This is a genomic window from Pseudomonas sp. WC2 (assembly GCF_050586545.1).
Taxonomy (GTDB): domain Bacteria; phylum Pseudomonadota; class Gammaproteobacteria; order Pseudomonadales; family Pseudomonadaceae; genus Aquipseudomonas.
This window is the reverse complement of record NZ_JBOBDR010000025.1, coordinates 44,252-66,923: the sequence shown is the minus strand read 5'-3', so window position 1 is coordinate 66,923 and position 22,672 is coordinate 44,252. Positions and strand designations below refer to the sequence as shown.

The following is a 22,672-nucleotide window of genomic DNA, read 5'->3' as shown; positions in this document are numbered from 1 at the left end:
CACTGTGGGGCCAATCAGTCAGGGAGCACCCCATGAGCTTCGGCAAAACCACCCCGATCCTGCGGATCTTCGATGAAGCCAAGGCTGTCGAGTTTTACGTCGATTTTCTCGGTTTCAAGATCGACTGGCAGCATCGTTTCGAGGCGAATTTTCCGTTGTATCTGCAGGTGTCGCGAGGCGAGTGCGTGCTGCATCTGTCCGAGCACCATGGCGATGCGAGTCCGGGTTCGGCGCTGCGGATCGAGACCGATGAGCTGGAAGCGTTTCAGCAGCAATTGGTGGCCAAGGATTACAAGTTCTCGCACCCGCAGATTCAGGCGATGCCGTGGGGGAGTCAGGACATGACGATTGCTGATCCGTTTGGGAATCGGTTGGTGTTTACCAATGCGATCAGCCTGTAAGCGCAGGATCAGTGTTTGCTCGGGAACGCGTTGGCTCAGTCACGCAGGTAGTGAATGTGATATCGCATTCGCGAGCAGGCTCGCTCCCACATGGGGGCGGCGGTGACACCAGATTTGTAGCTACCCCGATCAACTGTGGGAGCGAGCCTGCTCGCGAAGAGGCCAGAACATTCACCCCCGATGCATCTGGCGAAACTCCCCCGGCGGCATCCCCCGCCGACCCTTGAAAGTGCGATGAAACGAGCGCGGTTCGGTAAACCCCAGATACTGCGCAATGTCTTGAATCGGCAGCGTACTGTTGAGCAAATAATGCTCAGCCAGCTCCTGACGCAAATCATCGAGAATCCGCTGATACGACGTCCCCGCCTGATGCAACTGCCGCTGCAATGTCCGCACTGAAACCGTAAGCTGCTCGGCGACTTGTTCCTTGCGCGGCAACCCCTCCTTGAGCAACTGACGCAGAATGCTCTTCACCTGTTGCTCAAGCGTCGCGTCCTCCAGCGTCGCCATCAATCCCATCGCGTGTTCTTCAAGCGTGCGCAGTAATTGCGCATCGGCCTGTCGCAACGGCAACTGCAAATACGCCAGCGGCACGATCAGCGCCGAATAAGGCTGTTCGAACAGCACCGGGCAACCGAAAAACGCCTCGTACTGCTGGGGCGTAGCCTCGGCCGGGCACGCATGTTCGAGCCAGACAGCGGCCGGCGACAACTGCGTATCAGCAATCCATCGCGCATAGTGCAGCCATGACCCCAAGACATTTTCCACCAGATGCCGACGAATCCGTGGGCGCTGATAACGGCAGGTCCAGATCAGATGCACGTGGCCATCCAGCACCTCGACGCGGCTGACGCCCATGTCGCCGACCAGTTTCTCGAAAGGCATGATCCGGCTCATCGCGTCACCGAGGGTCGCGCAGTTCATGGTGATGTAGCCGAGCACGCTCCAGGAATTGGGCAGGACGAAAGTCGCCGCGTTGAGCCCGAACAACGGGTCCCCCGAGTGTTCGCAGAAATAATCCAGTAACCGTTCATGCGCCTCACCGGGCAAGCGCAGGGTGTTGTCGCTCAACTGCTGCGCCTGCAAACCCGCCGCTGCCAACGCCGGCTCGATGGCCATGCCGAGTTGTTCGGCGTGGCGCAGGTACTTGAGCAACGGCGGAACCGAGGTGAAGCCAAGCGATTGCATGATCGCATTCCTTTGATCAACGGCAGCGGAGGCGGACGAATAGCCTGAAAGGTAATTTGAAACCGCGACCAAAGTAAATGGCTGACGCTGGCGCGACGTTTGACTCAATTGGCTACAGGAATGGGCCGGATACGACCACGGGTGCCGAGCAAATAGCGCTGGAGAAGCGCTGGCGGAGTTGAGCTGGATTTGCTTCGCGTTGAGAGCGGAAGTGTTTATTTTCGAGGCATGACCACGCATCAGTAGCGCAAGCCATAACGCAATCGCGGGCAAGCCCGCTCCCCCAGGTCATGAGTCGGACACAACCTCTGTGAACGACTCAGAACCCTGCGGGAGCGGGCTTGCCCGCGATTGGTTTTTTGCTTCAGCGCTGATTGAGGATCAAACGCGGAAGTGGCTGACCATCTGCTGCAACTGACCACCCAAACGTGCCAGTTCAACACTCGATGCGGCGGTCTCATCACTCGCCGCGGCAGTCTGTTCCGACACGTCGCGCACGTTGATGATGCTGCGGCTGATTTCTTCAGCCACGGCGCTCTGCTGTTCGGCAGCGGCAGCGATCTGCTGGTTCATCGACTGGATGTTCGACACTGTGCGGGTGATGTTTTCCAGCGACGCGCCAGCCTTGCGCGTCAGGGCGACGCTGCTGTCGGTCAGTGCGCGGCTGTTGCTCATTACTGCCGACACTTGCTGCGTGCCGTTCTGCAGACCCGCGACCAGGCCTTCGATTTCTTCGGTGGACTTCTGTGTACGCTGGGCCAGGCCACGCACTTCGTCGGCAACCACGGCAAAACCACGACCGGCTTCACCGGCACGCGCCGCTTCGATCGCGGCGTTGAGCGCGAGCAGGTTGGTCTGTTCGGCAACGGCTTTGATCACGTCCATGACGCTGCCGATCTTGTCGCTTTCCTGTTGCAGCACGCTCATGGCTTCGGTCGAACGCACCACTTCGCTGGCCAGACGTTCGATCTGCGCGATGGCTTCGTTGACCACTTTGTCGCCTTCACGGGCTTCGCCGTCAGCGGCGGCAGCGGCTTGCGAGGCTTCTTCGGCGTTGCGCGCGACTTCCTGCACGGTGGCAGTCATTTCGTGCATCGCGGTGGCGACCTGATCGGTCTCGACTTTCTGGCTGTTCACGCCGGCGCTGGTCTGCTCGGTGACGGCGGACAACTCTTCAGCGGCGCTGGCGATCTGGGTGACGCCGTCGCGGATGCCGCTGATCAAATCGCGCAGGGTCACGCCCATACGCGCGATGCCTTGTTGCAGCACGCCGAGTTCGTCGCGGCGGGTGACGGTGACGTTTTGGGTCAGGTCGCCGCTGGCGATACGTTCGACCACAGCCAGGGTTTCTTGCAGTGGACGGGTGATCTGACGGGTGATGATCACCGCAGCAATCACGCCAACCAGCAGTGCCAGCAGCGTGCTGATCAGTTGCAGGGTACGGGCCTGAGCACTTTCGGCGTCACGACGGTCGAGCTGGATCTGATACAGCTGCTCGCTGAGGGCGACGATGGTGGTGCCCTGATCGGTCATTTCCTTACGCGCCTGCACCGCATCAGTGTTGGCATTTTTAAACGCCATCAACGCGCTGCGGTAGTTGCCCAGCGCCGTTTCCAGCTGACGCAGGGCGTCTTGCTGGCTGTCAGCGAAATGCACGTTTAATTGCTTGAGGCTGGCGATGGCCACATCGAGCTGGCGGACGGCTTTCTGTTCGGTCTCGGCGTTGGTGGTGGCCATGTAACCGCGCACTTCATAGCGCGTGAGGATGAACGCTTCCTTGGCGGTGGTGATCGCCTGGAACTGTTCGAAACGCTGCTCGCTGATGTCCATCTGCTGCACGCGTTTGCTGATCGCTTCGATCTGGGCGTATGCGGCTTCGGCATTCACGGCCATGGTGTCGCGTGCGCTGTTGCCGGTGCGATAGGCATTGCGCATTTTGTTCAGCGACGTCTGGTACTCAGCGATGGTCGCTGCCTGATCCTTGAGCAGTTTGACGTTTTCCGGGCTCTTGAAGCTGCTGATCAGCTTTTGCTGTTGAGCGGCAAACGCTTCGAGGGTGGTCTGCACGTTTTGCGCGGCGGTTTCATCGCCGTTGGTCAGCATGTATTGCAGACGCACCACGCGCAGTTTGGTCAGGCCCGAGTTCAACTGGGTGATGTCACTCATCCAGTTGCTGCGGTCAATCAGGCCGCCCAGGCTGGTCCAGCCCGTCAGGGCCAGCACGCAAGTCAGGGCCAGCACGAGGCCGAAGCCCAAGCCCAATTTCATGTTCACGCTGATGTTGCCGAACCAGCTATTCATCAAAAATCCTCCAGAAACGTTGGGTTTCTTTGTCGTCGGTTAGGCTGGAAGATTGTTGTTTTTTTGAGCCAGCAAGGGTGTTAGCAGGTGTTTATCGGCAGCAAACCCGAGAGCTGAAAGGATTTTTGTCGGACAGAATTTGTAACAGGCATTCTTGAGGCTTTTTTGTGACTGGAGGGTTCTAGTTGTTGCTGGGGGATATCTTCGTAACCGACGAAGTAATACGCCTGCCGCCCGACCTTCATGGTCTTCAACACTTTCAGTGGGGCAGCGGGTTCGATGTCGGCGGCAATGACCGCCACGTGGGTTGGCGAGACGCGGAGAAAGGCCCGCAACTGCGCGTCGGTATCCAGACCCTTGAGCACGCTCTGCGTATAGAACACGCTGGCGCCGCCGACCCGTTCGTTGGCTTGGAACAACGCCACTTGATGACCGTCCGCTTGCAGCGCTTGAATGTGTTCGGTCAGCGGCAGGAACGACAGATGTTTATCCGCGTTGGGCAACGCCCATTGAGCGGCGCCGAGATAACTGGCTATCACGACGGTCAGAACGCCGGCGGCCAATGCCTGACGATGACGAGCGATTCGGCCGACAAAGCTGTGGATCGATTCGTACGCCTTCAGCTTGTCGCACAGCACGCCTGCATATTCGGCGGCAATCACCGCTGCTGCCGGCGTCATCGACATCAGGTACACCGTGCGCTTGCTCGACGCCAACGTCAGCATGATGAATTGCGCAACAATCCACAGGCTGAAAAACAGCAGATAACGATTAGCCTTGAGCTGTTTGCGGAAATGCCACAGCCCCAGATACACCAGAATGTTCCACGGCAAAAACGCTTGCGGCAACTTGGCGAGATAATAATAGAACGGCTCGTAGTGCCCGGCCTCGACGAACGATCCGCTGAAGCGGCCGACGCTGTTGGTCAGCAGCACTTCTCTGACCGCTTGCGCTCCGCCATGTTGATAAAGCACAACGAGCCAGATTAATAGCGGAATCAGCCCGATCACCGTCAGCAATCCCGGGCGCAACCAGTCTCCGATCTTCAGGCGTTTATCGAGCAGGGTATCGGCCAGCAGATAAGCAAAAATCACCACGCCCGGCATCGCCAGCCCCAGTACACCTTTGCTCAACGTGGCAATGGCGATTCCGACCACAAACAGCAGCGAATTACCGGCAGTCGATACGCGCTGCGCCTGGAAAAACGCCAGCAGCGCCATCGTCACACCGAGCGCCAGCAGCGCATCCTCACCGACGCCCCGCACGTTGCTCCAGTAACTGGCCATGGTCGCCAGCAAAATTCCCGCCGTCCATGCGATCGTTTTCGGCCGTCCGAAGCGCCGCAACATGCCGTACAGCGCCATCACACTGAGCAGTCCAGCTACCGCCGACGCCAGCCGCACCGCCCATGGCGACACGCCGAACACGCGCATGGCGCCGGCGTCGAGCCACAGACTCAGCGGTGGTTTTTCCAGAAACGGTTCGCCAAACAGACGTGGCGTGACCCAGTCATTGTCCAGGTGCATCTCCATGGCGATGCCGGCAACGCGGGCCTCGGTTGAGCCTTGCAATTGATGCCCCCCCAGCGCGAAGAAAAACAGCAGGGCGGCAAGCAGAAACAGCGAAGGGGCGGCGCGCGACATGGTTTCAGGCTACCGAGAGGAGCGGGAACCTCGAGCATACGTCGCCATTGCTGAACAAATCGTGAAGCTCACGCCAATGGTCGCGACCAACGCTTGTCCGGCGCCTCGAACACTGGATTGACCAAGGACGTCAGCACATGATCCTGCCAGCGCCCGGCAATGTTCAGATACGCCTTGGCATAACCCTCACGCTCAAATCCCAACTTCTCCAGCAGCCGTGCGCTGCGTTCGTTGCCGGGAATGTAATTGGCCATGATCCGGTGCAGGTTCTGCGTATCGAACATGTAACCAATCCCCGCCTCCAGCGCTTCGCGCATCAAGCCCTGACCCTGATGCGCCTCGTCGATGTGATAACCCAGATAACAGGCCTGGAACGCACCGCGAATAATCCCACTGAAATTACACGCGCCGATCATTTGCTGGCCGTCCTGAGTCAACAACGCAAAATGCATCGCCAGTCCCGCTTCAAACGCACTGGCCTGGATTTCGAGGCGGCGGCGAATTTGTTCGGTGGAAAAGTATTCGGTGGTGCGGATCGGCGACCAAGGGGCGAGGTGGCGCAGGTTGCGTTGGTAGAACGCACTTTCCAGGCTGGCTTGTTCCGGAGCGAGGATCGCCAGCGTCAGGCGTTGGCAGGGCAGAGACAGCAGCGGCATCGGGCACTCCTTGACGAAGGATCTACCGGCAGCGTCGCGCAATTGCCCGGGGGACGGCAAGTGGTGATGAATTTCAGGCAAAAAAAAGCCCGCGGGAGAGCCGCGGGCGAACCGTAGTTTCTTGAATGAGCGAGGGGACTTTACAGGGTTGGGTGTGAAGGGGCGGTGAAGAAAAATTCATGTCGCTACGGCTGGCGTCACTGAACTCTGCAGCCCATCTTCAGCTCACGAGGACAGTTTCAGCGCCCATACAAGACTGTATTCATCAGCGCATTGACCTGATTTGGCATCGTATGGATGAACCAGTCGAAAGCGAGACCTGAGGTGAGCAAGTATGCAAGACCCAACAAGACCGGCATGAACAGCATGTTTCTGCGCAGATTGGCGTACTTGCGGGTTTTTCTCGATAGCCACGGCTCATCAGAGCCATTGGTATTCGGATGAGCACCGGCAACGATGAAGTACGTTGAAAAAAGCATCATTCGAAGGCTCGCGTAGATGAAAAGCAACACGCCGGCCAAATGCAGCAAAAACCAGTGGATGTCTTCGAGGACAAAATATTTTTTTATGCCCGTCAGGCCTTGCTCATTAATGATCTGCTGGCTGTATGCAAAGTTTTGCGGCGCTTGTGTCGGCGTAAACGCTTCGTCCGTGATGAAGGTCGCGACCACACAGAAGGCCAAGGAAAAAAACAGCGCAACCACCCATGTGCGGCCAGCGAAGAAGCCCCGGTAAAGGCTGTGCAGTGTTCCTCCTGCCCACAATGAAAGGGTGAACAACGTTATCCACGACAGAACATTAAGAATTTCGGCTCTGAAAAACAGGTAAATCACTCCTGCAAGCACCAGCATCATGCAGATGATCGGAGTCATATCCTGGTTTTTATCAGGCGTTCCGGCACCCGGAGGATTCACCACGGTGTTGAACGTGAGGTTCACCGAACTGCCCGGCTGATTGGCGGATTGTGGTGACTTGCCTTTGAGTATCCGATCCAGAATGGCCCCGAGAAACAGGCCGAGGAGGGTGAAGAACAACGAAATGTAGATATCGACTTCTTTCGATTGGATTGTTTCGATCAAGCTCATCTTTTATCGCCTTCCCTGTGCAGATTGAGTGTTTCCACTTTGTCACTGGTTTTCGCTGCGAGGCATCCAGCCAGCCGCGGAATACTAAATGGAGCGCTCTGTAGGCGCCGCCCAAACCCCAGATGCGACAAAGCCCGCACTTGGCGGGCTTTGTCGTTGAAAGTTGGTGGAGCCGGGGGGATTTGAACCCCCGTCCGCCAGTACTCCGCTGTCGGTACTACATGCGTAGCCGTTTCTATTAAGTTAACCCTCAGCGACCCGAAGGGCAGGGTGCTTTGGGCGAGTTGTGTAAGTTTTAGCCGCTTCGTCCACAACGTACTGCACGGCGATTCTGTTCTATATGACAATCACTTTGGGTTTACAGACATCCCCTGGTGATTGCTGGACCCGAAGGTACCAGAAGCTCAGGGCTAAGGCTGCTTACGCAGCGAGAGCGAATTCCTGGCCGTAGTTTTCGTCATTGGCAACTATAAGTAGTTGCAACAGTGGATTTACGACTTCTGTTACCAAGTCGGCATGCACCTAAAGTTTCGCAACCGGCGTCGAATCCTAAACGGCCCCGAACTCATTGCTCAGTACATCTGTTTGAGCAACAAGCGTGTGCAGTGTACGCCAATCAGTCCCTAAGGCCAACCCGAAGGTTGGCCGGGCGCTGATCAGTTGTTGGTGCCGGTGGCTTTGCGCAGTTCGACGATGGTTTGCGAGGTTTCCGCAACGCAGTCATCGATCTTGCCCTCGGCCTTGAGCGACTGAGCTCTGCTCACACTGGCGTTAGCACGCTGACTCAGTTCCGGGTTCGCTGACAGCTGGCCCTTGGCATTGTTGATGGTCTGAATATTGGCATCACACAGGTCAGCAGGCTTGTCAGCGGCGAACGAAGTGGACGCCATCATCGATGCAGTAACGAACAGACCTAACAGTACAGAACGTTTCATGTGTATCTCCTTGAACCGAGTGGGTCCAGACTTCGCTGGCCGTCAGGACGGGCAACCGTATGGAAGAAAAACCCCGATCAGTCGGGGTTAATCTGTGGACTACAGCCGCACGCAAGGGTTCTATTTTTCTTCAGCAGGCCTTCGCCCTAGTCACTCGATCCACCAGATAGACCAGCCCGTGGTAGTCAATTCCGCCATGTTGCGTCAGGCCGATTTCACAGGTGCGGCTGGTGGAAATCCCCTCGCTGCAATGCTGCACCGCATCCTTCAGCGTGCGCAGCGAATGGCTATTGAGCTCCGGCGTGGTGAAGCCCTTGTCGCCGGCAAACCCACAGCAATGAATGCCTTCCGGGATCACCACGGTGTTGCTGCATTTGCGCGCCAGATCAATCAACGCCTGACTTTCGCCCAGATGTTGCGTGCTGCAGGTCACGTGCACGGCAATCGGTGCGTCCTGCGGAGTGAAGTCCAGTCGTTCAAGAAGATGCGTACGGATAAAGCGCACCGGGTCGTACAGATCCAGACGGGTTTCTCCTACGTCCTGCACCAGCCGCAGCGTGCATGGGCTGGTGTCGCAGTAGATCGGATCGAGCCCGCCGCGACTGGCGTGCAACAGTGCGCTGATCAGCTCCTGGCGCTTGTGTTCGGCTTGTTCGGCGTAGCCCTTGGAGGCGAAGGGCTGACCGCAGCAGAGGTTGTCCTGATTGTCCGGGAAGACCACTTGGTAACCGGCCTTTTCCAGCAGTCCACGGGTTTTGTCGTAGAGCGACATCTGCTCTTTATCACCCGCTGCCGGGCCCATCACCCGCGATACACAAGCGGCCAGATACACCACACGGGGGCGTTCGTCCGACACGCTCGGGCTGAAGCGAATGGCTTTCTCCGGTTGCGGCATCGCATTCGTCCACAGCGGCACCTGGCCTTTGGACAATCGCGTAATCGTTGCCGAAAGTTTCGCCAGACGCGGCGCTCCGAGCATCATTCGGGCGCCGTTGGCCACGTGCAGGATGAAGCGTGCGCCTTGCAGAGTTTTGGCGAAATTTCCTTCGATCCAGTCAGCGGTTTTCTGATGCGTTGCGTGTCGGCCACGCAGCTTTTTCACCAGCTCGCCGGTATTGATGCCTACAGGGCACCGTTGCGCACACAGGCCGGTGGCAGCGCAGGTTTCGATGCCTTGGTATTCGTAAGCTTTTTCCAGCTCGGTGGTGTCAACGCCAGCACGTTTCTTCGCCTGAATATCGCGCCAGATCACGATGCGCTGGCGCGGGCTCAGTGTCAGACCTTTCGACGGACAGACCGGTTCGCAGAAGCCGCACTCGATGCACTTATCCACAATCTCATCCGCCGCCGGCAGCGGTTTCAGATGTTTGAGATGGATCTGCGGATCTTCGCTGAGCACCACGTCGGGATTGAGAATGCCGTTCGGGTCGAGCAGACGTTTGAGCTGCCACATCAGTTGGTAGGCGTCGCTGCCCCATTCCAGTTCCACGAACGGCGCCATGTTGCGCCCGGTGCCGTGTTCGGCTTTCAACGAGCCGCCAAACTCCACCGCGACCAATTGCGCGACGTCGTCCATGAACGCTTGATAGCGTGCGACTTCTTCCGGGCTGTTGAAGCCTTGGGTGAAGACGAAGTGCAGATTGCCTTCCAATGCGTGTCCGAAAAGGATCGCTTCGTCGTAGGAATGTTTGTCGAACAGTTCGATCAAGCGATTTACGCCGATGGCCAGTTGTTCGACCGGGAACGTCACGTCTTCGATGATCACCGTGGTGCCGGTTTTACGCACGGCGCCGACGGCGGGGAAGGTGTCTTTGCGGATCGCCCAGAGCTTGGCGTTTTCGGCAGGGTCTTCGGTGAAGTCGACCTGCTTCTCCACCGGGAAACCACTGAGCGACGCCATGATCTGCGCCAGTTGTTCCTGTAGCAAAGTGGAAGATGCGGCGCGGGATTCGATCAACAGTGCGCAGGCATTATTCGACAGTTGTTGTACGAAAGCCGGCATGCCCGGTTTGTCCTGCACTGAACGCAGACTGCGACGATCCAGCAGTTCCACCGCAGACACTGGTTGGCTTTTCAGCACAGTCACTGCGTTGCAGCAGATTTCCACATCCGGGAAGACGATCAGCGCCGAGGCCTTGCTCGGGTGATCGATCACGGTGTCGTAAGTCACCGCGCTGATGAAGCCGAGGGTGCCTTCGGAGCCGACCAGCAAGTGGCTCAAGATATCCACAGGCTCGTCGAAATCCACCAGGGCGTTGAGCGACAGGCCAGTGGTATTTTTCAGACGGTATTTGTGGCGGATTCGTGCAGCCAGTTCGGCGTTGGCGCGGGTCTCGCGGCCCAATGTCGCCAAGCGTTCGAGCAGATCGCCGTGACTGCTGCGAAACGCTGCGACACTCGCAGCGTCTTCGGTATCGAGGCGCGTGCCATCGGCCAGTACAAGACGAATCCCGGCCAGTGTGTGATAGGTGTTTTGCGCGGTGCCGCAGCACATGCCGCTGGCGTTGTTGGCGACGATGCCGCCGATCTTGCAGGCGTTGATCGACGCCGGATCCGGGCCGATCTTGCGCCCGAACGGTGCCAGCCATGCGTTGGCTTGAGCGCCGATCACGCCGGGTTGCAGACGAATCTGCGTACCTTGGCCGCGAATCTCGCGCGCGTTCCAGTTATCCCCAAGCACAATCAAAACGGAATCGCTGATCGCCTGTCCGGAAAGGCTCGTGCCTGCCGCACGGAAGGTCACCGGGACGTTATCGCGCTGGGCCAGTTTCAACAGCGCGACGACTTCATCTTCAGATTCAACGCGAATCACCAACTGAGGAATCAGCCGATAAAAACTCGCATCGGTGCCGAAGGCCAAAGTCGACAAGGGATCGTCGAATCGGCGATCCGCTGGGATCAGCTGTTGCGCATCACGCAGGAAATTCGCAGGAAGCGTCATTGGTCCTCCAGGATCAGAACCACCAGGTCTTTCGGGCCGTGTGCGCCGTAAGCCAGCACTTGCTCGATGTCAGCGGTTTTCGACGGGCCGGACACCAGCAACGCGTTGGTCGGCATGCCTTGCGCCCATTCGAACTCGTGTTGCACCTGATAGAAGTTGTCGCGGATTTCACTGGCCTTGAGCAGGGCGAAATGTACCGGCGGCACCAGGCTCATCAGCCGTGGTTCTTCGCGGGTTGGCCACATGATCAGACTGCCAGTGGCGGCAATCGCACCGAGGGTGCCGGTGAGGCTGGCCGGGGTGTCGTTGAACAGTTCGGCTTTCCACTCTTCCATCGGCCGGTCGTAGGATTTCAGCATCGGCAGATCAGGATTGTTCGCCCAGTGCTGTGTGATTTTTTGCCCGTGAGCAGTAGTCGGTGCAATCAACAGGCTCGGCAACTGACGATCGCGCAGCAATTGCGCGAGCAGGGCTGGCCATTCTTCGCCCGAAGTCAGGTGAATTTCGGTGTGCACCGCTTCCATCAATTTGCGCAGTTGCGAGATGCGTTGTTCGGCGCTGTAGGTGTAAGGCTGCGTCACCAGATCGACATCGAAGTCGTCGGCAATCGGCGTGGTTCCCGTCAGACTTTTCCGCAGTTTGCCGAGGATATTTTGCTTGGCGCTCATCAGCGATCTCCCTGTTTGGCCAGATGCTCGCGGGCCATGTCGTGCAGTGAGCGAGCGGCGGGTTTCGGCGCGCTGTGGTTTTGTGTCCACGGGCCGACGTTGCTCGGGGTCAGCGCACGCAGGCGCGTGGCGAAGAAACCGAACAATCGATACAAGGTTGGTGAGCTGTTGAGCCTGGCCCAGGCGTTCCAGATAAAGCGTTCCTTGCGCGAATACTTGCTGCCCTGACCGCGCATCACTTGATTCGGACTGTCCGGGGCTTTGACGTTTTCTTCGCGCAGGCGTCGCAGGATCGCCGGAATAGGAATTTTTACCGGGCAGACTTCACCGCAGGCACCGCACAGCGACGACGCACTCGGGTGATCCGGAACCTTAGCCAGTCCGACCATGTGCGGCGTGATGATTTTGCCGATCGGCCCCGGATACACTTCGCCGTAGGTGTGGCCACCGACGCGGGTGTAAACCGGGCAATGATTCATGCAGGCGCCGCAGCGGATGCAATTCAGGGTCTGGCGCAATTCGCTGTCGGCGAAAGCCTGGCTGCGACCGTTATCGAGCAGCACCAGATGCACTTCCTGCGGGCCGTCGAGTTCATGCGCCTTGCGCGGGCCGGAGATCATGTTGACGTAAGTGGTGATCGGAATCCCCAGCGCGGAACGGGTCAGCAATGACAGCAGCGGCACCACGTCACGCAGGTTTTCTACGACTTTTTCGATGCCGGTGACGGCGATGTGCACCGGCGGCACGGTGGTGGTCATGCGCCCGTTGCCTTCGTTTTCCACCAGCAGCAGGGTGCCGGTTTCGGCCACGGCGAAGTTGACACCGGAAACGCCGATGTCCGCTTCGAAGAATTTCTGCCGCAGGACTCTGCGACCTATCTGAATGAGTTGGTCAACGTCCTTGGTGTATTCCACGCCAAGTTTGTCGTGGAACAAGGACGCGACCTGACCGGCATTCTTGTGGATCGCCGGCATAATGATGTGTGAAGGCTTCTCGTGGTCGAGCTGGACGATGTATTCCCCCATATCGGACTCCAGACATTCAATGTCTTGAGCCTCGAGGAAATGGTTCATCTCCATCTCTTCGCTGACCATCGATTTGCCCTTGATCACTTGCCGCGCCTCGTGAGCGCGGATGATCGATAAGACGATGCCATTGGCTTCGTCCACCGTTTCCGCCCAATGCACTGTCACACCGTTGCGGGTCAGGTTCTGTTCCAGTTGCTCGAGCAGGTCGGGCAACTTGGAGAGCGCGCGGGCCTTGATCGAATTGCCCAGTGCGCGCAGATGTTCTCTTTCATGGGGATCACTGAAAGCGGCTGCCCGCTTGACCATCAATGAATCCATCGCCGTGCGGAAGTTGTTCCGCAGCTGCTGATCACCCAAGGCGTTGTGCGCCCGGGTGCGGAAATCTTCTTCTACGGCGACCGTAGGAATAATCGCGGAAGTGCTCATTCCGCACCTCCGGTTCGTTGCCACAAGAAGCTGGCGAGATGTTGCCCGCGTAGCGCTTCTTTTTGTTTCTCCAATGCGCCGTTGATGTTCATCAAACAGCCACAGTCGGCGCTCAAGACCTGATGCGCGCCGGATTCCTTCAGCGATCGGGTCTTGTCCGCCACCATCGCGCCGGAAATGTCTGGCATACGGACGCTGAATGTTCCGCCGAAGCCACAGCATTCGCTTTCGTGGTCGTGGTTGACCCGTTCCACGTTGCTCAACTGCGCCAACAACTCGCGTCCGTGCAGGTGGGTGTTCATTTCGCGGCGTGCCGAACACGAGGTGTGCAGCGCGACTTTCACCGGTTCGCCGCTGTCCTTGAGCTGTACCTTGCAGACGAACAGCAGAAACTCGGCCAGTTCATAGGTGCGGGCCGCAAGGGCAAGGACCTGTTTCAACGTTTCCGGCTCGTCCTTGAACAAGTCGGCGTAATGTTCGCGCAGCATGCCCGCGCAGGAACCCGACGGCACCACCACCGGGAAATCCTCGGCAAACAGCGCCAGTTGCGAGCGCGCCACGGTCCGCGCCTGCTCGGTGTAACCCGAGGTGTAGGCCGGTTGTCCGCAGCAACTCTGCCCTTGCGGGTACTCGACCCGAATCCCTTCGCGCTCCAGCAAGTGGATCGCGTCCATCCCGGCTTCGGGGTAGAACAGGTCGACCACGCACGTGCCGAACAGGTAGACCCGCGACGGTTTCTCGCTGGGGTATTGCCGAGGTTCGGGCAGTGGCGGTGCCACGCGGGTCGCGTTCGGCACAGCGTTGTAAAAAAGCTCGCTCATCAGGCGTGTCTCCGGGTGGGCCCGGTTATCCGTCTGTGGCGGCTGCTGAATATAAAGAGCGTTGCTTTCAGCAGCCTTACAGACTGGGTTGTGAATTGCTGACGCTGGCATCACGGACCGGCGTCGGTTTTATTTCTTATCGGTTTAATGCACCAGCATGCCGGTGAACCAGTAGGCCTGAGCCAAGGTGATCAGACCGACAATCGTTGCAAAGAATAGGCTGTGCTTGAGGGTGAAGCGGAACAGATCCGATTCCTTCCCCACCAGACCGGTCGCGGCGCAGGCCACGGCGATCGATTGTGGCGAGATCATTTTCCCGGTGACGCCGCCGCTGGTGTTCGCTGCGACTAGCAGGGTGTCGTTGACGCCGATCTGATGTGCGGTGGTTGCTTGTAACGAACTGAACAGCGCGTTGGATGAAGTATCCGAACCGGTCAGGAACACGCCGAGCCAGCCGAGGAACGGCGAGAAGAACGGGAATGCTGCGCCGGTCCCGGCCAATACCAGGGCCATGGTCGAAGACATGCCGGAGTAGTTGGTGACGAAGGCGAACGCCAACACCATGCCGATCGACAGGATTGGCCAGCGCAGTTCGTAGAAGGTCTCTTTCAGAGTGGTAAGACCAGTTTTGAAATTGATCTTCAACACCAGCATCGAAATCAGCGCGGAGAAGAAAATCGCCGTGCCGGTCGCGGAAATCGGATCGAGTTTGAACACGGCCGGAATGGCAGTCGGAGCAGCCACGATCGGTGCGGTTTTGATCACCAGTTGATCAAGGTGGGGGATCGCGAAGTTGAACACCCAGCTGTACATCGAGCCGCCAGCGGCGAACATCGCTTTGAAAGGCTTCAGCGTCCAGATGGTCACCAGCACGGTGAGGATCAGGAACGGCGACCAGGCTTTGAAAATTTCCCCGAGGCTGTAAGGCGACGCCACGGTAGTCCGCTTTTGCCCGAAACCGCCGACGCTGGCGGTTACCACCGAGGCGGACACGGCGCCGGCGATGTGTTGTCCGGCGGCGCGTTTCGGCTGCCAGACTTTCAAAAACAGGGTCAGCGATATCAGGCTGGCCAGGGCCGAGGTGATGTCCGGCAGCTCCGGTCCAATGAAGTTCGAGGTGAAGTATTGGGTGACGGCAAAGCTCAGGCCGGCAACCAGTGCGGCTGGCCAGGTTTCGCGCACGCCGCGCAGGCCGTCCATCATGAACACCAGCCAGAACGGTACGAACAGCGACAGCAGCGGCAGTTGCCGACCCGTCATGGCGCCGATCTTGAACGCGTCGATACCGGTGACTTGGCCGGCAACGATGATTGGAATCCCCAAGGCTCCGAACGCCACCGGTGCGGTGTTGGCGATCAGGCACAGGCCGGCGGCGTACAGCGGGTTAAAGCCCAGTCCTACAAGGAGTGCGGCGGTAATCGCCACGGGTGCGCCGAAACCGGCGGCACCCTCCAGGAACGCACCGAAGCAGAAACCGATCAGCAGCACTTGCAGGCGCTGGTCGTCAGTAATCGATAGAACCGAGCTGCGAATGACCTCGAACTGACCACTTTTCACCGTCAGTTTGTAGAGGAATACCGCCGCGACAATGATCCAGGCAATCGGCCACAGACCGTAGGCGAAGCCATAACCGGCGGCGGCGAAGGCCATGTCGACCGGCATCTGGAACGCGAAGATCGCCACGGCAATCGACAGGGCGAGGGTGATGCTCCCGGCCACGTGGCCCTTGAGGCGGAACACCGCCAGCGCGAGAAAAAAGAACACGATGGGAATGACTGCCGCGAGTGCGGACACGCCGAGACTGCCGAGCGGGCTGTAGAGCTGTTGCCAGGTTTGCATATGGGGTGGCCCCTAATTGTTGTTGGTCAGGCACTGTCAGCGTTCTTGGATAATTGGTAATACCAATTTACAATCGCTGTTGGCTAGGGTAAAAGCCTTGGTATCGGTGTGTCAATTTGCCGCGCTAAAACTTTTGTCGAACAAGCGGCGCAGATCGCATCTGATCCGGTTTGGGCAGATGGCGTGTGGTAGGTGTCGGCAAGGCGCCGATAGGCCAGAATAGAGAGCCCGGCGAGCGGTCGGGATCGTGGAGAAATGAGTTATGGGGTTTGATCAGATTCGGCAGCGCCGTTTGTCTGACGATATCGTCGAGCGACTCGAGGGGATGATCCTTGAGGGCACGCTGAAGTCCGGCGAGCGACTTCCGGCGGAGCGCACGCTGGCCGAACAATTTGGCGTGTCACGGCCGTCGCTGCGGGAGGCGATTCAGAAACTGGCGGCCAAGGGGCTGCTGATCAGTCGCCAAGGCGGTGGCAATTATGTGGTGGAAAGCCTCGGTTCGACCTTCAGCGATCCGCTGTTGCAGCTTCTCGAAAGCAATCCGGAAGCGCAGCGTGACTTGCTGGAGTTTCGCCACACTCTGGAGGCATCGTGCGCCTATTACGCAGCATTGCGCGCGACGGATGTCGATCGCGAGCGGCTGACAGCGGCGTTTGAAGAATTGCAGGATTGCTATTCACGCCATGACGAAGTCAGTCGAGCGGAGGAGGGCGCGGCGGACGCGAAATTCCATCTGGCGATTGCCGAAGCCAGTCATAACGCGGTGTTGCTGCACACCATTCGCGGGCTGTTCGATCTGCTCAAGCGCAACGTGGTGACCAACATTGGCGGCATGTACAAGCAGCGCACGGAAACCCGCGACATGCTGATCACTCAGCATCGGGAATTGTATCTGGCGATTATCGAAGGACGCGCCGAGCAGGCGCGGGAAGTCTCCAGCCGACACATTTTGTATGTGCAGGAAGTGCTGGAAGAGGTGCGGCAGGAGGTTCAGCGCATGGCTCGGGCGGAGCGGCGCAAGGGGATGTGATCAGTTATTTCTGCGTTGATGCGGCAATAGCTTTCGCGAGCAAGCTCGCTCCCACATTGAAATGCATTCCAAGGTGGGAGCGAGCTTGCTCGCGAATACAGCAGAAGAAATTAATCTTCCTTGCCCTTGTTGCGCACCGCACGCTGCAACTCACGACCGGCGTCGCGTTCGCGCTCGGTGTCACGCTTGTCGTATTCCTTCTTGCCCTTGCCCAGAGCGATCTCGCACTTGACCATGTGCTTGCTCCAGTACCAGGACAGGCAGACGCAGGCGTAACCCTTTTGCTGCACCATCGCGGCAAGCTTTTCCAGCTCGCGGCGGTTGAGCAGCAGTTTGCGCGTGCGCACCGGGTCAGCGATGACGTGGGTGCTTGCGGTCATCAGGGGCGTGATGTGGCTGCCAAGCAACCACGCTTCGCCATCCTTGAGCAGCACATAGCTGTCGACCAGCTGTAGCTTGCTTGCCCGCAGACTTTTTACTTCCCAGCCGGCCAGGACCAGACCAGCCTCGAACTTGTGCTCGATGAAGTAATCGTGTCGCGCCTTTTTGTTCTGCGCGATGGTCCCTGTTGGGTGTTTCTTCTGTTTAGCCATAGGGGCGGCATTATATGGAGATAAACGGCTGTCGGCTACGGTGATGCTGCGTGCTTGAGCAGGTTGAGTGAATCCCGGACAATGCGGCCTCTTTTTCTAACGCTTGGGCGTGATAAACGATGTCGACAGACAAGGTTTCTGTCCACGGCAGTTGGGCTAGCCGCTGGGTATTCATACTCGCCGCGACCGGTTCGGCCGTGGGACTGGGTAGTATCTGGAAGTTCCCCTACATGGTCGGGGTGTACGGCGGCGGCGCCTTTGTGCTGATGTTTCTGGCGTGCATCGCGCTGATCGGCATCCCGGTCATGCTGGCTGAAACCCTTATCGGCCGGCGCGCCCGGCAGAGTCCGGCGAATGCACTGAAGGTGCTGGCGCTCGAGGCCGGGCACTCGGGCAAGTGGTCGTGGGGCGCCTTTGCCGGGATGATCACGGCGTTATTGATCCTGTCTTTCTATAGTGTGGTCGGCGGCTGGTCGCTGGACTACATCGTCGACATGGGGCGCGGCGACTTCCAGGGCGCCACGGCCGATCAGGTCGGCGCCTACTTCGGTAATGTCATCTCCAATCCATGGCGTCTGACACTTTGGCACACGATTTTTATGCTGCTGTCAGCCTATGTGATCGCCAAAGGCGTGGTCGCCGGGCTTGAGCGGAGCCTGCGCATCATGATGCCGCTGCTGTTCGTGATGATTCTGGTGTTGCTCGGTTACAGCATGACTACCGGGCATTTCATGGAAGGCGTGCATTTCATGTTCGACTTCCACCCGGAAAAAGTCCTCGATGGCTTGTTGCCAGCGATGGGTCACGCATTCTTCTCGCTGAGTGTCGGTGTCGGCTCGATCATGATCTACGGCGCTTACATGCCGAAGAGCTCGTCGTTGTCCGGCACGGTGGTCGGCGTGGCACTGCTCGATACCTTTGTTTCGCTGGTTGCCGGTCTGGCGTTGTTCCCGATTGTCTTCGCCGGGGGATTGAACCCGAGCGAAGGGCCGGGCCTGATGTTTGTCAGCCTGCCATTTGCATTTGGTAATGTCGCGTTCGGGCAGTTGATGGGCGTGGTGTTCTTTGTTCTGGTGGCGATTGCTGCCTGGAGTTCGGCGATTTCCCTGCTGGAACCGATGGTTGCCTATCTGGTTGAGCGCACGAAAATCAGCCGCGCCTGGGTCACTTTCTGGCTGGCATTCATCTGCTGGTTCGTCGGTTTGGGCACGGTGTTCTCCTTCAATATCTGGAGGGAAGCCAAATTTTTCGTGAACGAAGGCGGGATGTTTCACCTCTACCAATGGGGTGCGCAGAGCGGTCTGGACTTCTTTGGCGTGATCGATTTCTTCACCTCGCGGATCATGTTGCCGCTCGGTGGCTTGTGTTTCGTGCTGTTCGCGGGATGGGTGATGGGGCGTGACGCGGTGCGCGACGAATTGTCGATCCGCAGCCCGGCACTGTTCGCCCTGTCCTTGTTCTTGATGCGCTACGTGGCGCCCATCGGCATTCTTGTAGTGTTTGCCGCTCAGCTCTGGAAGTAACGCTCACATGACGACACATATTCAACGATCGGCATTGCTGCCGTACCCGGCGCAATTTCTCTACGACCTGGTCAACGACGTGGCGCGTTACCCAGAATTTCTGCCGTGGTGCTCCTCCGCTGAAGTGCTGGAAAGCTCGCCTGAGCATATGCGTGCCAGCGTAGGGGTGGCGAAGGGCGGGCTCAGCCAGCATTTCGTCACGCGCAATACGCTGGTGCCGGGGCAGTCGATCGAAATGAATCTGGAAGAAGGCCCTTTCAACCAGTTGCATGGTGTTTGGGTCTTCAAGGTGTTGAACGAAAAGGCCTGCAAGATCAGTCTCGATCTGTCGTTCGATTATGCCGGGCCGCTGGTGCGCGCCACCTTGGGCCCGCTGTTCAATCAGGCCGCCAATACGCTGGTGGATGCGTTCTGCCAGCGCGCCAAGCAAATGCATGGTTGAGCCGGTGATCGAGATAGAGGTCGTTTACGCGGCTGTGGATCGTCAGGCTTTGCGCTCGGTCAGCGTGGCGCCGGGGATGACGGTTCGGGCAGCGGTGCTTGCATCGGGTATCGGTAGCGAGTTTCCTGAACTGAATCTGGCGGAGTGCCCGCTCGGAATCTTCGGCAAAGTGGTTGCTGATCCTGATGCGCGGGTGATTGAGGCGGGGGATCGTATCGAGATTTACCGTCCGTTGCTCGCCGATCCTAAAGAAGTTCGGCGCTTGCGTGCGGCCAAGGCTGCCGAAGCCAAGGCTCGGAATCTGTAAACCCAAATCGCAGACAATAAAAAACCCGGAATTTCCGGGTTTTTTATTGCGTCGCAAATTATTGCGGCGAGGTGTCCAGCGGCTCTGGTGTTGGAACCGGAACGGTTTCTACACCATCGACGTCCTTCTGGATCTGATCCAGCAAGGAACCTGGCTTGGCCGGTTTTTCCGGCTGTGGCTTCTCGGCGTTTTCAGCAGGAGCGGTCACTGTCGTGCCACTGTCCTTGCCGAGAATGGCTTCGTCACGGCTGACGCCCGGCATAAAGTCACCGGACAAGCTGACAAGCTGGTCGTTTGAGTTGAAAATAACGCTAATGCGTTCCTGTTGGCGTTCACCGCCACCCGGTTGCAGGCTGTACAGATAATCCCAGCGATCGGCATGGAACGTGTCGGCAAGCAGAGGGTTACCCATGATAAACCGTACTTGCGGCCGGGTCATTCCCGGGCGTAACTGGTCTATCATGTCCTGCGTGACGACATTGCCCTGCTGGATGTCGATTTTGTAAACCCCGGGGAATGAACAACCGGCGAGTGCGAGCAGTCCCACAAAGGTGAAACTGGTTAGCAAGAGCTTGGTGTTTTGCATCGGTGGGCGACTTCCACTATCTTGGCTGGGACAACGTAAACGCCGATCATACCCGCATTAAGAGAAGCTGCGAAGCAGCATCGCGAGAAAGCTGACCATGGTTGAAAATAGCGAACTACGCAAAGCCGGCCTCAAAGTGACCCTGCCACGGGTCAAGATCCTGCAAATGCTCGACTCTACCGAGCAGCGTCACATGAGTGCCGAGGACGTCTACAAGGCGTTGATGGAAGCTGGTGAGGACGTCGGTCTGGCCACGGTTTACCGTGTACTGACCCAGTTCGAAGCGGCTGGCCTCGTGGTCCGTCATAACTTCGACGGTGGCCACGCGGTATTCGAACTGGCTGACGGTGGCCACCACGACCATATGGTCAACGTGGAAACCGGTGAAGTGATCGAGTTCTTCGACGAAGAAATCGAAAAACTTCAGAAGTCGATCGTCGAGAAGCATGGCTTTGAGATGGTTGATCACAACCTGGTGCTGTACGTCCGCAAGAAAAAGTAAGCATGTCGCGCGAATTCCGGTTCGCGAAACGAGCGAAGGCGACCCAAGGGTCGCCTTCGTGCTTTCTATTGTTTCAAAATCTTATACTTTCGCGGTAACGACCATTTTTTTCGCGTGAGCCAACGATTCCTTGGTCAGATCGATGCCGCCGAGCATCCGCGCGACTTCTTCTATACGTTCGTTCTTGCTCAGTTTGGAGACGGCGGTGTGCGTGGCTTCCTCCCCTCGTACTTTATGCACAAACAGATGCTGGTGACCCTGCGCTGCCACTTGCGGCAAGTGCGTGACGGTCAGTACCTGTCCACGATCACCGAGGCGCCGCAGCAGTTGGCCAACAATTTCGGCCGTCGGGCCACCAATGCCCACGTCCACTTCGTCGAATACCAGCGTTGGAACGCGGGACGTCTGCGCGGTGATCACCTGAATAGCCAGGCTGATCCGTGACAGCTCACCACCGGAAGCGACTTTCGCCAGTGCCTTCAGCGGCTGGCCCGGGTTGGCACTGACCAGCAATTCGACCTGTTCGAGGCCATTGGGTAGCAACTCATCGCTGCTGTTGGCCTTTAACTCGATGGTGAATCGACCGCCCGGCATGCCCAGTCGCTGAATTTCCTGCTCAACCGCGCTGGCTAGACTGCCGGCAGCCTGATGACGCAAATCGCTCAGTTCCCGTGCCTTCTCTTGATAGTGGCGCGCGTAGGAGGCCAGCTCTTCACTCAAGCGCTCGATGGATTCGTCATTGGCGTTAAGGGTTTCGATTTCATCCAGCAGCTTCTGCTGCATTTCTCCGACTTCCGTCGGTTGAATCCGGTGTTTGCGCGCCAAGGTATAGATCGCGTCGAGACGTTCTTCCAGATACTGCAGGCGCGCGGGGTCGGCATCGAAGTTGTCGAGGAAGCGATTGAGTTCGCCGACCGCTTCTTCGACCTGAATCTGTGCACTGGTCAGCAGGCTGCTTGCTTCACCCAGTGCGCCCACCGAGTTATTCACACTCGACAGGCGATTAAGGCTCGCCGTCAGCGCGTTTAGCACATTGCCTGAATCACTTTCACTGCATTGCTCGACCACTTGCCGGCAGATGCCCAGCAGGGTTTCGGCGTTGGTCAGGTTTTTGTGTTCCTGCTCCAGTTGCTCGAGCTCGTTATCGCCGAGGCCGAGGTTTTCCAGTTCTTCGAGCTGATAACTGAGCAATTGGTGGCGGGCGCGTTGCTCGTCGCCGGAATTGGAGAGTCGCTCCAGTTCCTGGCGAGTCTGGCGCCAGCGCTGAGCGGCCAGCTGCACCTGACGGGCCAGATCAGTGGCGCCGGCATATTCGTCGAGCAAGCGGCGATGGGTATCGGTTTTAAGCAGGGACTGGTGTTCGTGCTGGCTGTGGATATCGATCAGCAATTCGCCAAGGGACTTGAGATCGCCAAGCGGGCAGGGCGTGCCATTGATATAGCCGCGCGAACGTCCTTCGCTGGTGATGACTCGACGCAGAATGCACGGGCCATCGGTCTCCAGATCACGCTCGGCCAGCCAGGCGCTGGCTTCGGGAATGTCGACCAGGTCAAAGGTCGCGAGGATATCGGCCTTGTCGGCACCGGGACGAACCACGCCACTGTCGGCGCGATCACCCAGCGTCAGGCCCAGAGCGTCGAGCATGATCGACTTGCCGGCGCCGGTTTCCCCTGTGATCACGCTCATCCCGCGATCGAGTTCGAGATCGAGATGTTCAACGATGGCGTAGTTATGTACGGACAGGTGCACCAGCATAA

At 58.3% G+C, this 22,672-nt stretch carries 20 protein-coding genes, 1 other RNA gene and 1 pseudogene; 6 read left to right on the top strand and 16 right to left on the bottom strand.

What is annotated here, in order from left to right; genetic code table 11:
• The first annotated feature begins 32 nt into the window (after nucleotides 1-32).
• Nucleotides 33-401: a glyoxalase superfamily protein gene (locus tag ACQ4OE_RS24555; protein ID WP_122589412.1), complete on the top strand. Its 369-nt coding sequence runs from the start codon at nucleotides 33-35 to the stop codon at nucleotides 399-401.
• Nucleotides 402-572: 171 nt separating this feature from the next.
• Here the strand turns inward: ACQ4OE_RS24555 and gliR are convergent, their stop codons facing one another.
• From gliR to ACQ4OE_RS24490, 13 genes and pseudogenes are all read right to left on the bottom strand, one after another.
• Entirely contained in the window at nucleotides 573-1,589 is a 1,017-nt protein-coding gene (gene gliR / locus ACQ4OE_RS24550; RefSeq protein WP_430948201.1) for an AraC family transcriptional regulator GliR, read from the bottom strand.
• 381 nt (nucleotides 1,590-1,970) lie between these two features.
• Nucleotides 1,971-2,684, bottom strand: coding sequence for a methyl-accepting chemotaxis protein (locus ACQ4OE_RS24545; protein WP_371042694.1), 714 nt, complete (start codon nucleotides 2,682-2,684; stop codon nucleotides 1,971-1,973).
• A 144-nt stretch (nucleotides 2,685-2,828) separates the two neighbouring features.
• A pseudogene (locus ACQ4OE_RS24540) lies at nucleotides 2,829-3,755 on the bottom strand (methyl-accepting chemotaxis protein); the annotation flags it as partial.
• Between the two features lie 215 nt (nucleotides 3,756-3,970).
• Nucleotides 3,971-5,533, bottom strand: coding sequence for an ArnT family glycosyltransferase (locus ACQ4OE_RS24535; RefSeq protein ID WP_430948200.1), 1,563 nt, complete (start codon nucleotides 5,531-5,533; stop codon nucleotides 3,971-3,973).
• A 68-nt stretch (nucleotides 5,534-5,601) separates the two neighbouring features.
• Nucleotides 5,602-6,189 (bottom strand): ribosomal protein S5-alanine N-acetyltransferase, encoded by a 588-nt coding sequence (rimJ, locus tag ACQ4OE_RS24530; protein WP_430948199.1) that lies wholly within the window; start codon nucleotides 6,187-6,189, stop codon nucleotides 5,602-5,604.
• A gap of 239 nt (nucleotides 6,190-6,428) precedes the next feature.
• Nucleotides 6,429-7,274, bottom strand: coding sequence for a hypothetical protein (locus ACQ4OE_RS24525; protein ID WP_430948198.1), 846 nt, complete (start codon nucleotides 7,272-7,274; stop codon nucleotides 6,429-6,431).
• Nucleotides 7,275-7,438: 164 nt separating this feature from the next.
• Nucleotides 7,439-7,835, bottom strand: a transfer-messenger RNA (tmRNA) gene (ssrA, locus tag ACQ4OE_RS24520).
• Nucleotides 7,836-7,930: 95 nt separating this feature from the next.
• Nucleotides 7,931-8,209, bottom strand: a complete 279-nt coding sequence (locus ACQ4OE_RS24515) for a hypothetical protein (protein WP_430948197.1) — start codon at nucleotides 8,207-8,209, stop codon at nucleotides 7,931-7,933.
• Between the two features lie 130 nt (nucleotides 8,210-8,339).
• Nucleotides 8,340-11,150, bottom strand: coding sequence for an FAD-binding and (Fe-S)-binding domain-containing protein (locus ACQ4OE_RS24510; RefSeq protein ID WP_430948196.1), 2,811 nt, complete (start codon nucleotides 11,148-11,150; stop codon nucleotides 8,340-8,342).
• A complete protein-coding gene (locus ACQ4OE_RS24505) occupies nucleotides 11,147-11,818 on the bottom strand; it encodes a LutC/YkgG family protein (protein ID WP_430948195.1) in 672 nt (223 codons plus the stop codon). The genes ACQ4OE_RS24510 and ACQ4OE_RS24505 overlap by 4 nt, the downstream gene beginning before the upstream one ends.
• Complete coding sequence (locus ACQ4OE_RS24500) at nucleotides 11,818-13,272, bottom strand: LutB/LldF family L-lactate oxidation iron-sulfur protein (protein WP_430948194.1); 1,455 nt, start codon at nucleotides 13,270-13,272, stop codon at nucleotides 11,818-11,820. Before ACQ4OE_RS24500 ends, ACQ4OE_RS24505 begins: the two co-directional genes overlap by 1 nt.
• The gene (locus ACQ4OE_RS24495; RefSeq protein ID WP_430948193.1) at nucleotides 13,269-14,093 is read right to left on the bottom strand and encodes a (Fe-S)-binding protein; all 825 of its coding nucleotides are present in this window, start codon (nucleotides 14,091-14,093) and stop codon (nucleotides 13,269-13,271) included. Before ACQ4OE_RS24495 ends, ACQ4OE_RS24500 begins: the two co-directional genes overlap by 4 nt.
• Before the next feature lie 144 nt (nucleotides 14,094-14,237).
• Nucleotides 14,238-15,932: a lactate permease LctP family transporter gene (locus ACQ4OE_RS24490; RefSeq protein WP_122595216.1), complete on the bottom strand. Its 1,695-nt coding sequence runs from the start codon at nucleotides 15,930-15,932 to the stop codon at nucleotides 14,238-14,240.
• A gap of 262 nt (nucleotides 15,933-16,194) precedes the next feature.
• Between ACQ4OE_RS24490 and ACQ4OE_RS24485 the strand changes: the two genes are divergently transcribed.
• A complete protein-coding gene (locus tag ACQ4OE_RS24485) occupies nucleotides 16,195-16,962 on the top strand; it encodes an FCD domain-containing protein (protein ID WP_414926682.1) in 768 nt (255 codons plus the stop codon).
• A 110-nt stretch (nucleotides 16,963-17,072) separates the two neighbouring features.
• Here ACQ4OE_RS24485 and smpB read toward each other — a convergent pair whose 3' ends face one another.
• Nucleotides 17,073-17,555 (bottom strand): SsrA-binding protein SmpB, encoded by a 483-nt coding sequence (smpB, locus tag ACQ4OE_RS24480; protein WP_008088297.1) that lies wholly within the window; start codon nucleotides 17,553-17,555, stop codon nucleotides 17,073-17,075.
• A 119-nt stretch (nucleotides 17,556-17,674) separates the two neighbouring features.
• On the opposite strand from smpB, the gene ACQ4OE_RS24475 reads away from it, so the two are divergent.
• From ACQ4OE_RS24475 to ACQ4OE_RS24465, 3 genes are read left to right on the top strand one after another with little or no spacing between them, the layout of a single operon-like run.
• A complete protein-coding gene (locus tag ACQ4OE_RS24475) occupies nucleotides 17,675-19,078 on the top strand; it encodes a sodium-dependent transporter (RefSeq protein ID WP_430948192.1) in 1,404 nt (467 codons plus the stop codon).
• Between the two features lie 7 nt (nucleotides 19,079-19,085).
• Nucleotides 19,086-19,520 (top strand): type II toxin-antitoxin system RatA family toxin, encoded by a 435-nt coding sequence (locus ACQ4OE_RS24470; protein WP_016986510.1) that lies wholly within the window; start codon nucleotides 19,086-19,088, stop codon nucleotides 19,518-19,520.
• Nucleotides 19,513-19,827: an RnfH family protein gene (locus ACQ4OE_RS24465; RefSeq protein ID WP_122595213.1), complete on the top strand. Its 315-nt coding sequence runs from the start codon at nucleotides 19,513-19,515 to the stop codon at nucleotides 19,825-19,827. The genes ACQ4OE_RS24470 and ACQ4OE_RS24465 overlap by 8 nt, the downstream gene beginning before the upstream one ends.
• A 58-nt stretch (nucleotides 19,828-19,885) precedes the next feature.
• On the opposite strand, the gene ACQ4OE_RS24460 is transcribed toward ACQ4OE_RS24465, so the two are convergent.
• Nucleotides 19,886-20,413, bottom strand: a complete 528-nt coding sequence (locus ACQ4OE_RS24460; RefSeq protein ID WP_095191072.1) for an outer membrane protein assembly factor BamE — start codon at nucleotides 20,411-20,413, stop codon at nucleotides 19,886-19,888.
• A gap of 97 nt (nucleotides 20,414-20,510) precedes the next feature.
• Between ACQ4OE_RS24460 and fur the strand changes: the two genes are divergently transcribed.
• The gene (fur, locus tag ACQ4OE_RS24455; RefSeq protein ID WP_008088309.1) at nucleotides 20,511-20,915 is read left to right on the top strand and encodes a ferric iron uptake transcriptional regulator; all 405 of its coding nucleotides are present in this window, start codon (nucleotides 20,511-20,513) and stop codon (nucleotides 20,913-20,915) included.
• A gap of 81 nt (nucleotides 20,916-20,996) precedes the next feature.
• Here the strand turns inward: fur and recN are convergent, their stop codons facing one another.
• Entirely contained in the window at nucleotides 20,997-22,670 is a 1,674-nt protein-coding gene (gene recN, locus ACQ4OE_RS24450) for a DNA repair protein RecN (RefSeq protein WP_430948191.1), read from the bottom strand.
• Nucleotides 22,671-22,672 lie beyond the last annotated feature (2 nt).

What these genes read in the sequence shown, in the direction of transcription:
- ACQ4OE_RS24500 (WP_430948194.1), bottom strand. Translation starts at nt 13,272, where the DNA reads ATGAGCACTTCCGCGATTATTCCTACGGTCGCCGTAGAAGAAGATTTC.
- fur (WP_008088309.1), top strand. Translation starts at nt 20,511, where the DNA reads ATGGTTGAAAATAGCGAACTACGCAAAGCCGGCCTCAAAGTGACCCTG.
- gliR (WP_430948201.1), bottom strand. Translation starts at nt 1,589, where the DNA reads ATGCAATCGCTTGGCTTCACCTCGGTTCCGCCGTTGCTCAAGTACCTG.
- rimJ (WP_430948199.1), bottom strand. Translation starts at nt 6,189, where the DNA reads ATGCCGCTGCTGTCTCTGCCCTGCCAACGCCTGACGCTGGCGATCCTC.
- ACQ4OE_RS24485 (WP_414926682.1), top strand. Translation starts at nt 16,195, where the DNA reads ATGGGGTTTGATCAGATTCGGCAGCGCCGTTTGTCTGACGATATCGTC.
- recN (WP_430948191.1), bottom strand. Translation starts at nt 22,670, where the DNA reads ATGCTGGTGCACCTGTCCGTACATAACTACGCCATCGTTGAACATCTC.
- ACQ4OE_RS24535 (WP_430948200.1), bottom strand. Translation starts at nt 5,533, where the DNA reads ATGTCGCGCGCCGCCCCTTCGCTGTTTCTGCTTGCCGCCCTGCTGTTT.
- ACQ4OE_RS24545 (WP_371042694.1), bottom strand. Translation starts at nt 2,684, where the DNA reads ATGCACGAAATGACTGCCACCGTGCAGGAAGTCGCGCGCAACGCCGAA.
- smpB (WP_008088297.1), bottom strand. Translation starts at nt 17,555, where the DNA reads ATGGCTAAACAGAAGAAACACCCAACAGGGACCATCGCGCAGAACAAA.
- ACQ4OE_RS24475 (WP_430948192.1), top strand. Translation starts at nt 17,675, where the DNA reads ATGTCGACAGACAAGGTTTCTGTCCACGGCAGTTGGGCTAGCCGCTGG.
- ACQ4OE_RS24515 (WP_430948197.1), bottom strand. Translation starts at nt 8,209, where the DNA reads ATGAAACGTTCTGTACTGTTAGGTCTGTTCGTTACTGCATCGATGATG.
- ACQ4OE_RS24510 (WP_430948196.1), bottom strand. Translation starts at nt 11,150, where the DNA reads ATGACGCTTCCTGCGAATTTCCTGCGTGATGCGCAACAGCTGATCCCA.
- ACQ4OE_RS24460 (WP_095191072.1), bottom strand. Translation starts at nt 20,413, where the DNA reads ATGCAAAACACCAAGCTCTTGCTAACCAGTTTCACCTTTGTGGGACTG.
- ACQ4OE_RS24470 (WP_016986510.1), top strand. Translation starts at nt 19,086, where the DNA reads ATGACGACACATATTCAACGATCGGCATTGCTGCCGTACCCGGCGCAA.
- ACQ4OE_RS24495 (WP_430948193.1), bottom strand. Translation starts at nt 14,093, where the DNA reads ATGAGCGAGCTTTTTTACAACGCTGTGCCGAACGCGACCCGCGTGGCA.
- ACQ4OE_RS24505 (WP_430948195.1), bottom strand. Translation starts at nt 11,818, where the DNA reads ATGAGCGCCAAGCAAAATATCCTCGGCAAACTGCGGAAAAGTCTGACG.
- ACQ4OE_RS24490 (WP_122595216.1), bottom strand. Translation starts at nt 15,932, where the DNA reads ATGCAAACCTGGCAACAGCTCTACAGCCCGCTCGGCAGTCTCGGCGTG.
- ACQ4OE_RS24525 (WP_430948198.1), bottom strand. Translation starts at nt 7,274, where the DNA reads ATGAGCTTGATCGAAACAATCCAATCGAAAGAAGTCGATATCTACATT.
- ACQ4OE_RS24555 (WP_122589412.1), top strand. Translation starts at nt 33, where the DNA reads ATGAGCTTCGGCAAAACCACCCCGATCCTGCGGATCTTCGATGAAGCC.
- ACQ4OE_RS24465 (WP_122595213.1), top strand. Translation starts at nt 19,513, where the DNA reads ATGGTTGAGCCGGTGATCGAGATAGAGGTCGTTTACGCGGCTGTGGAT.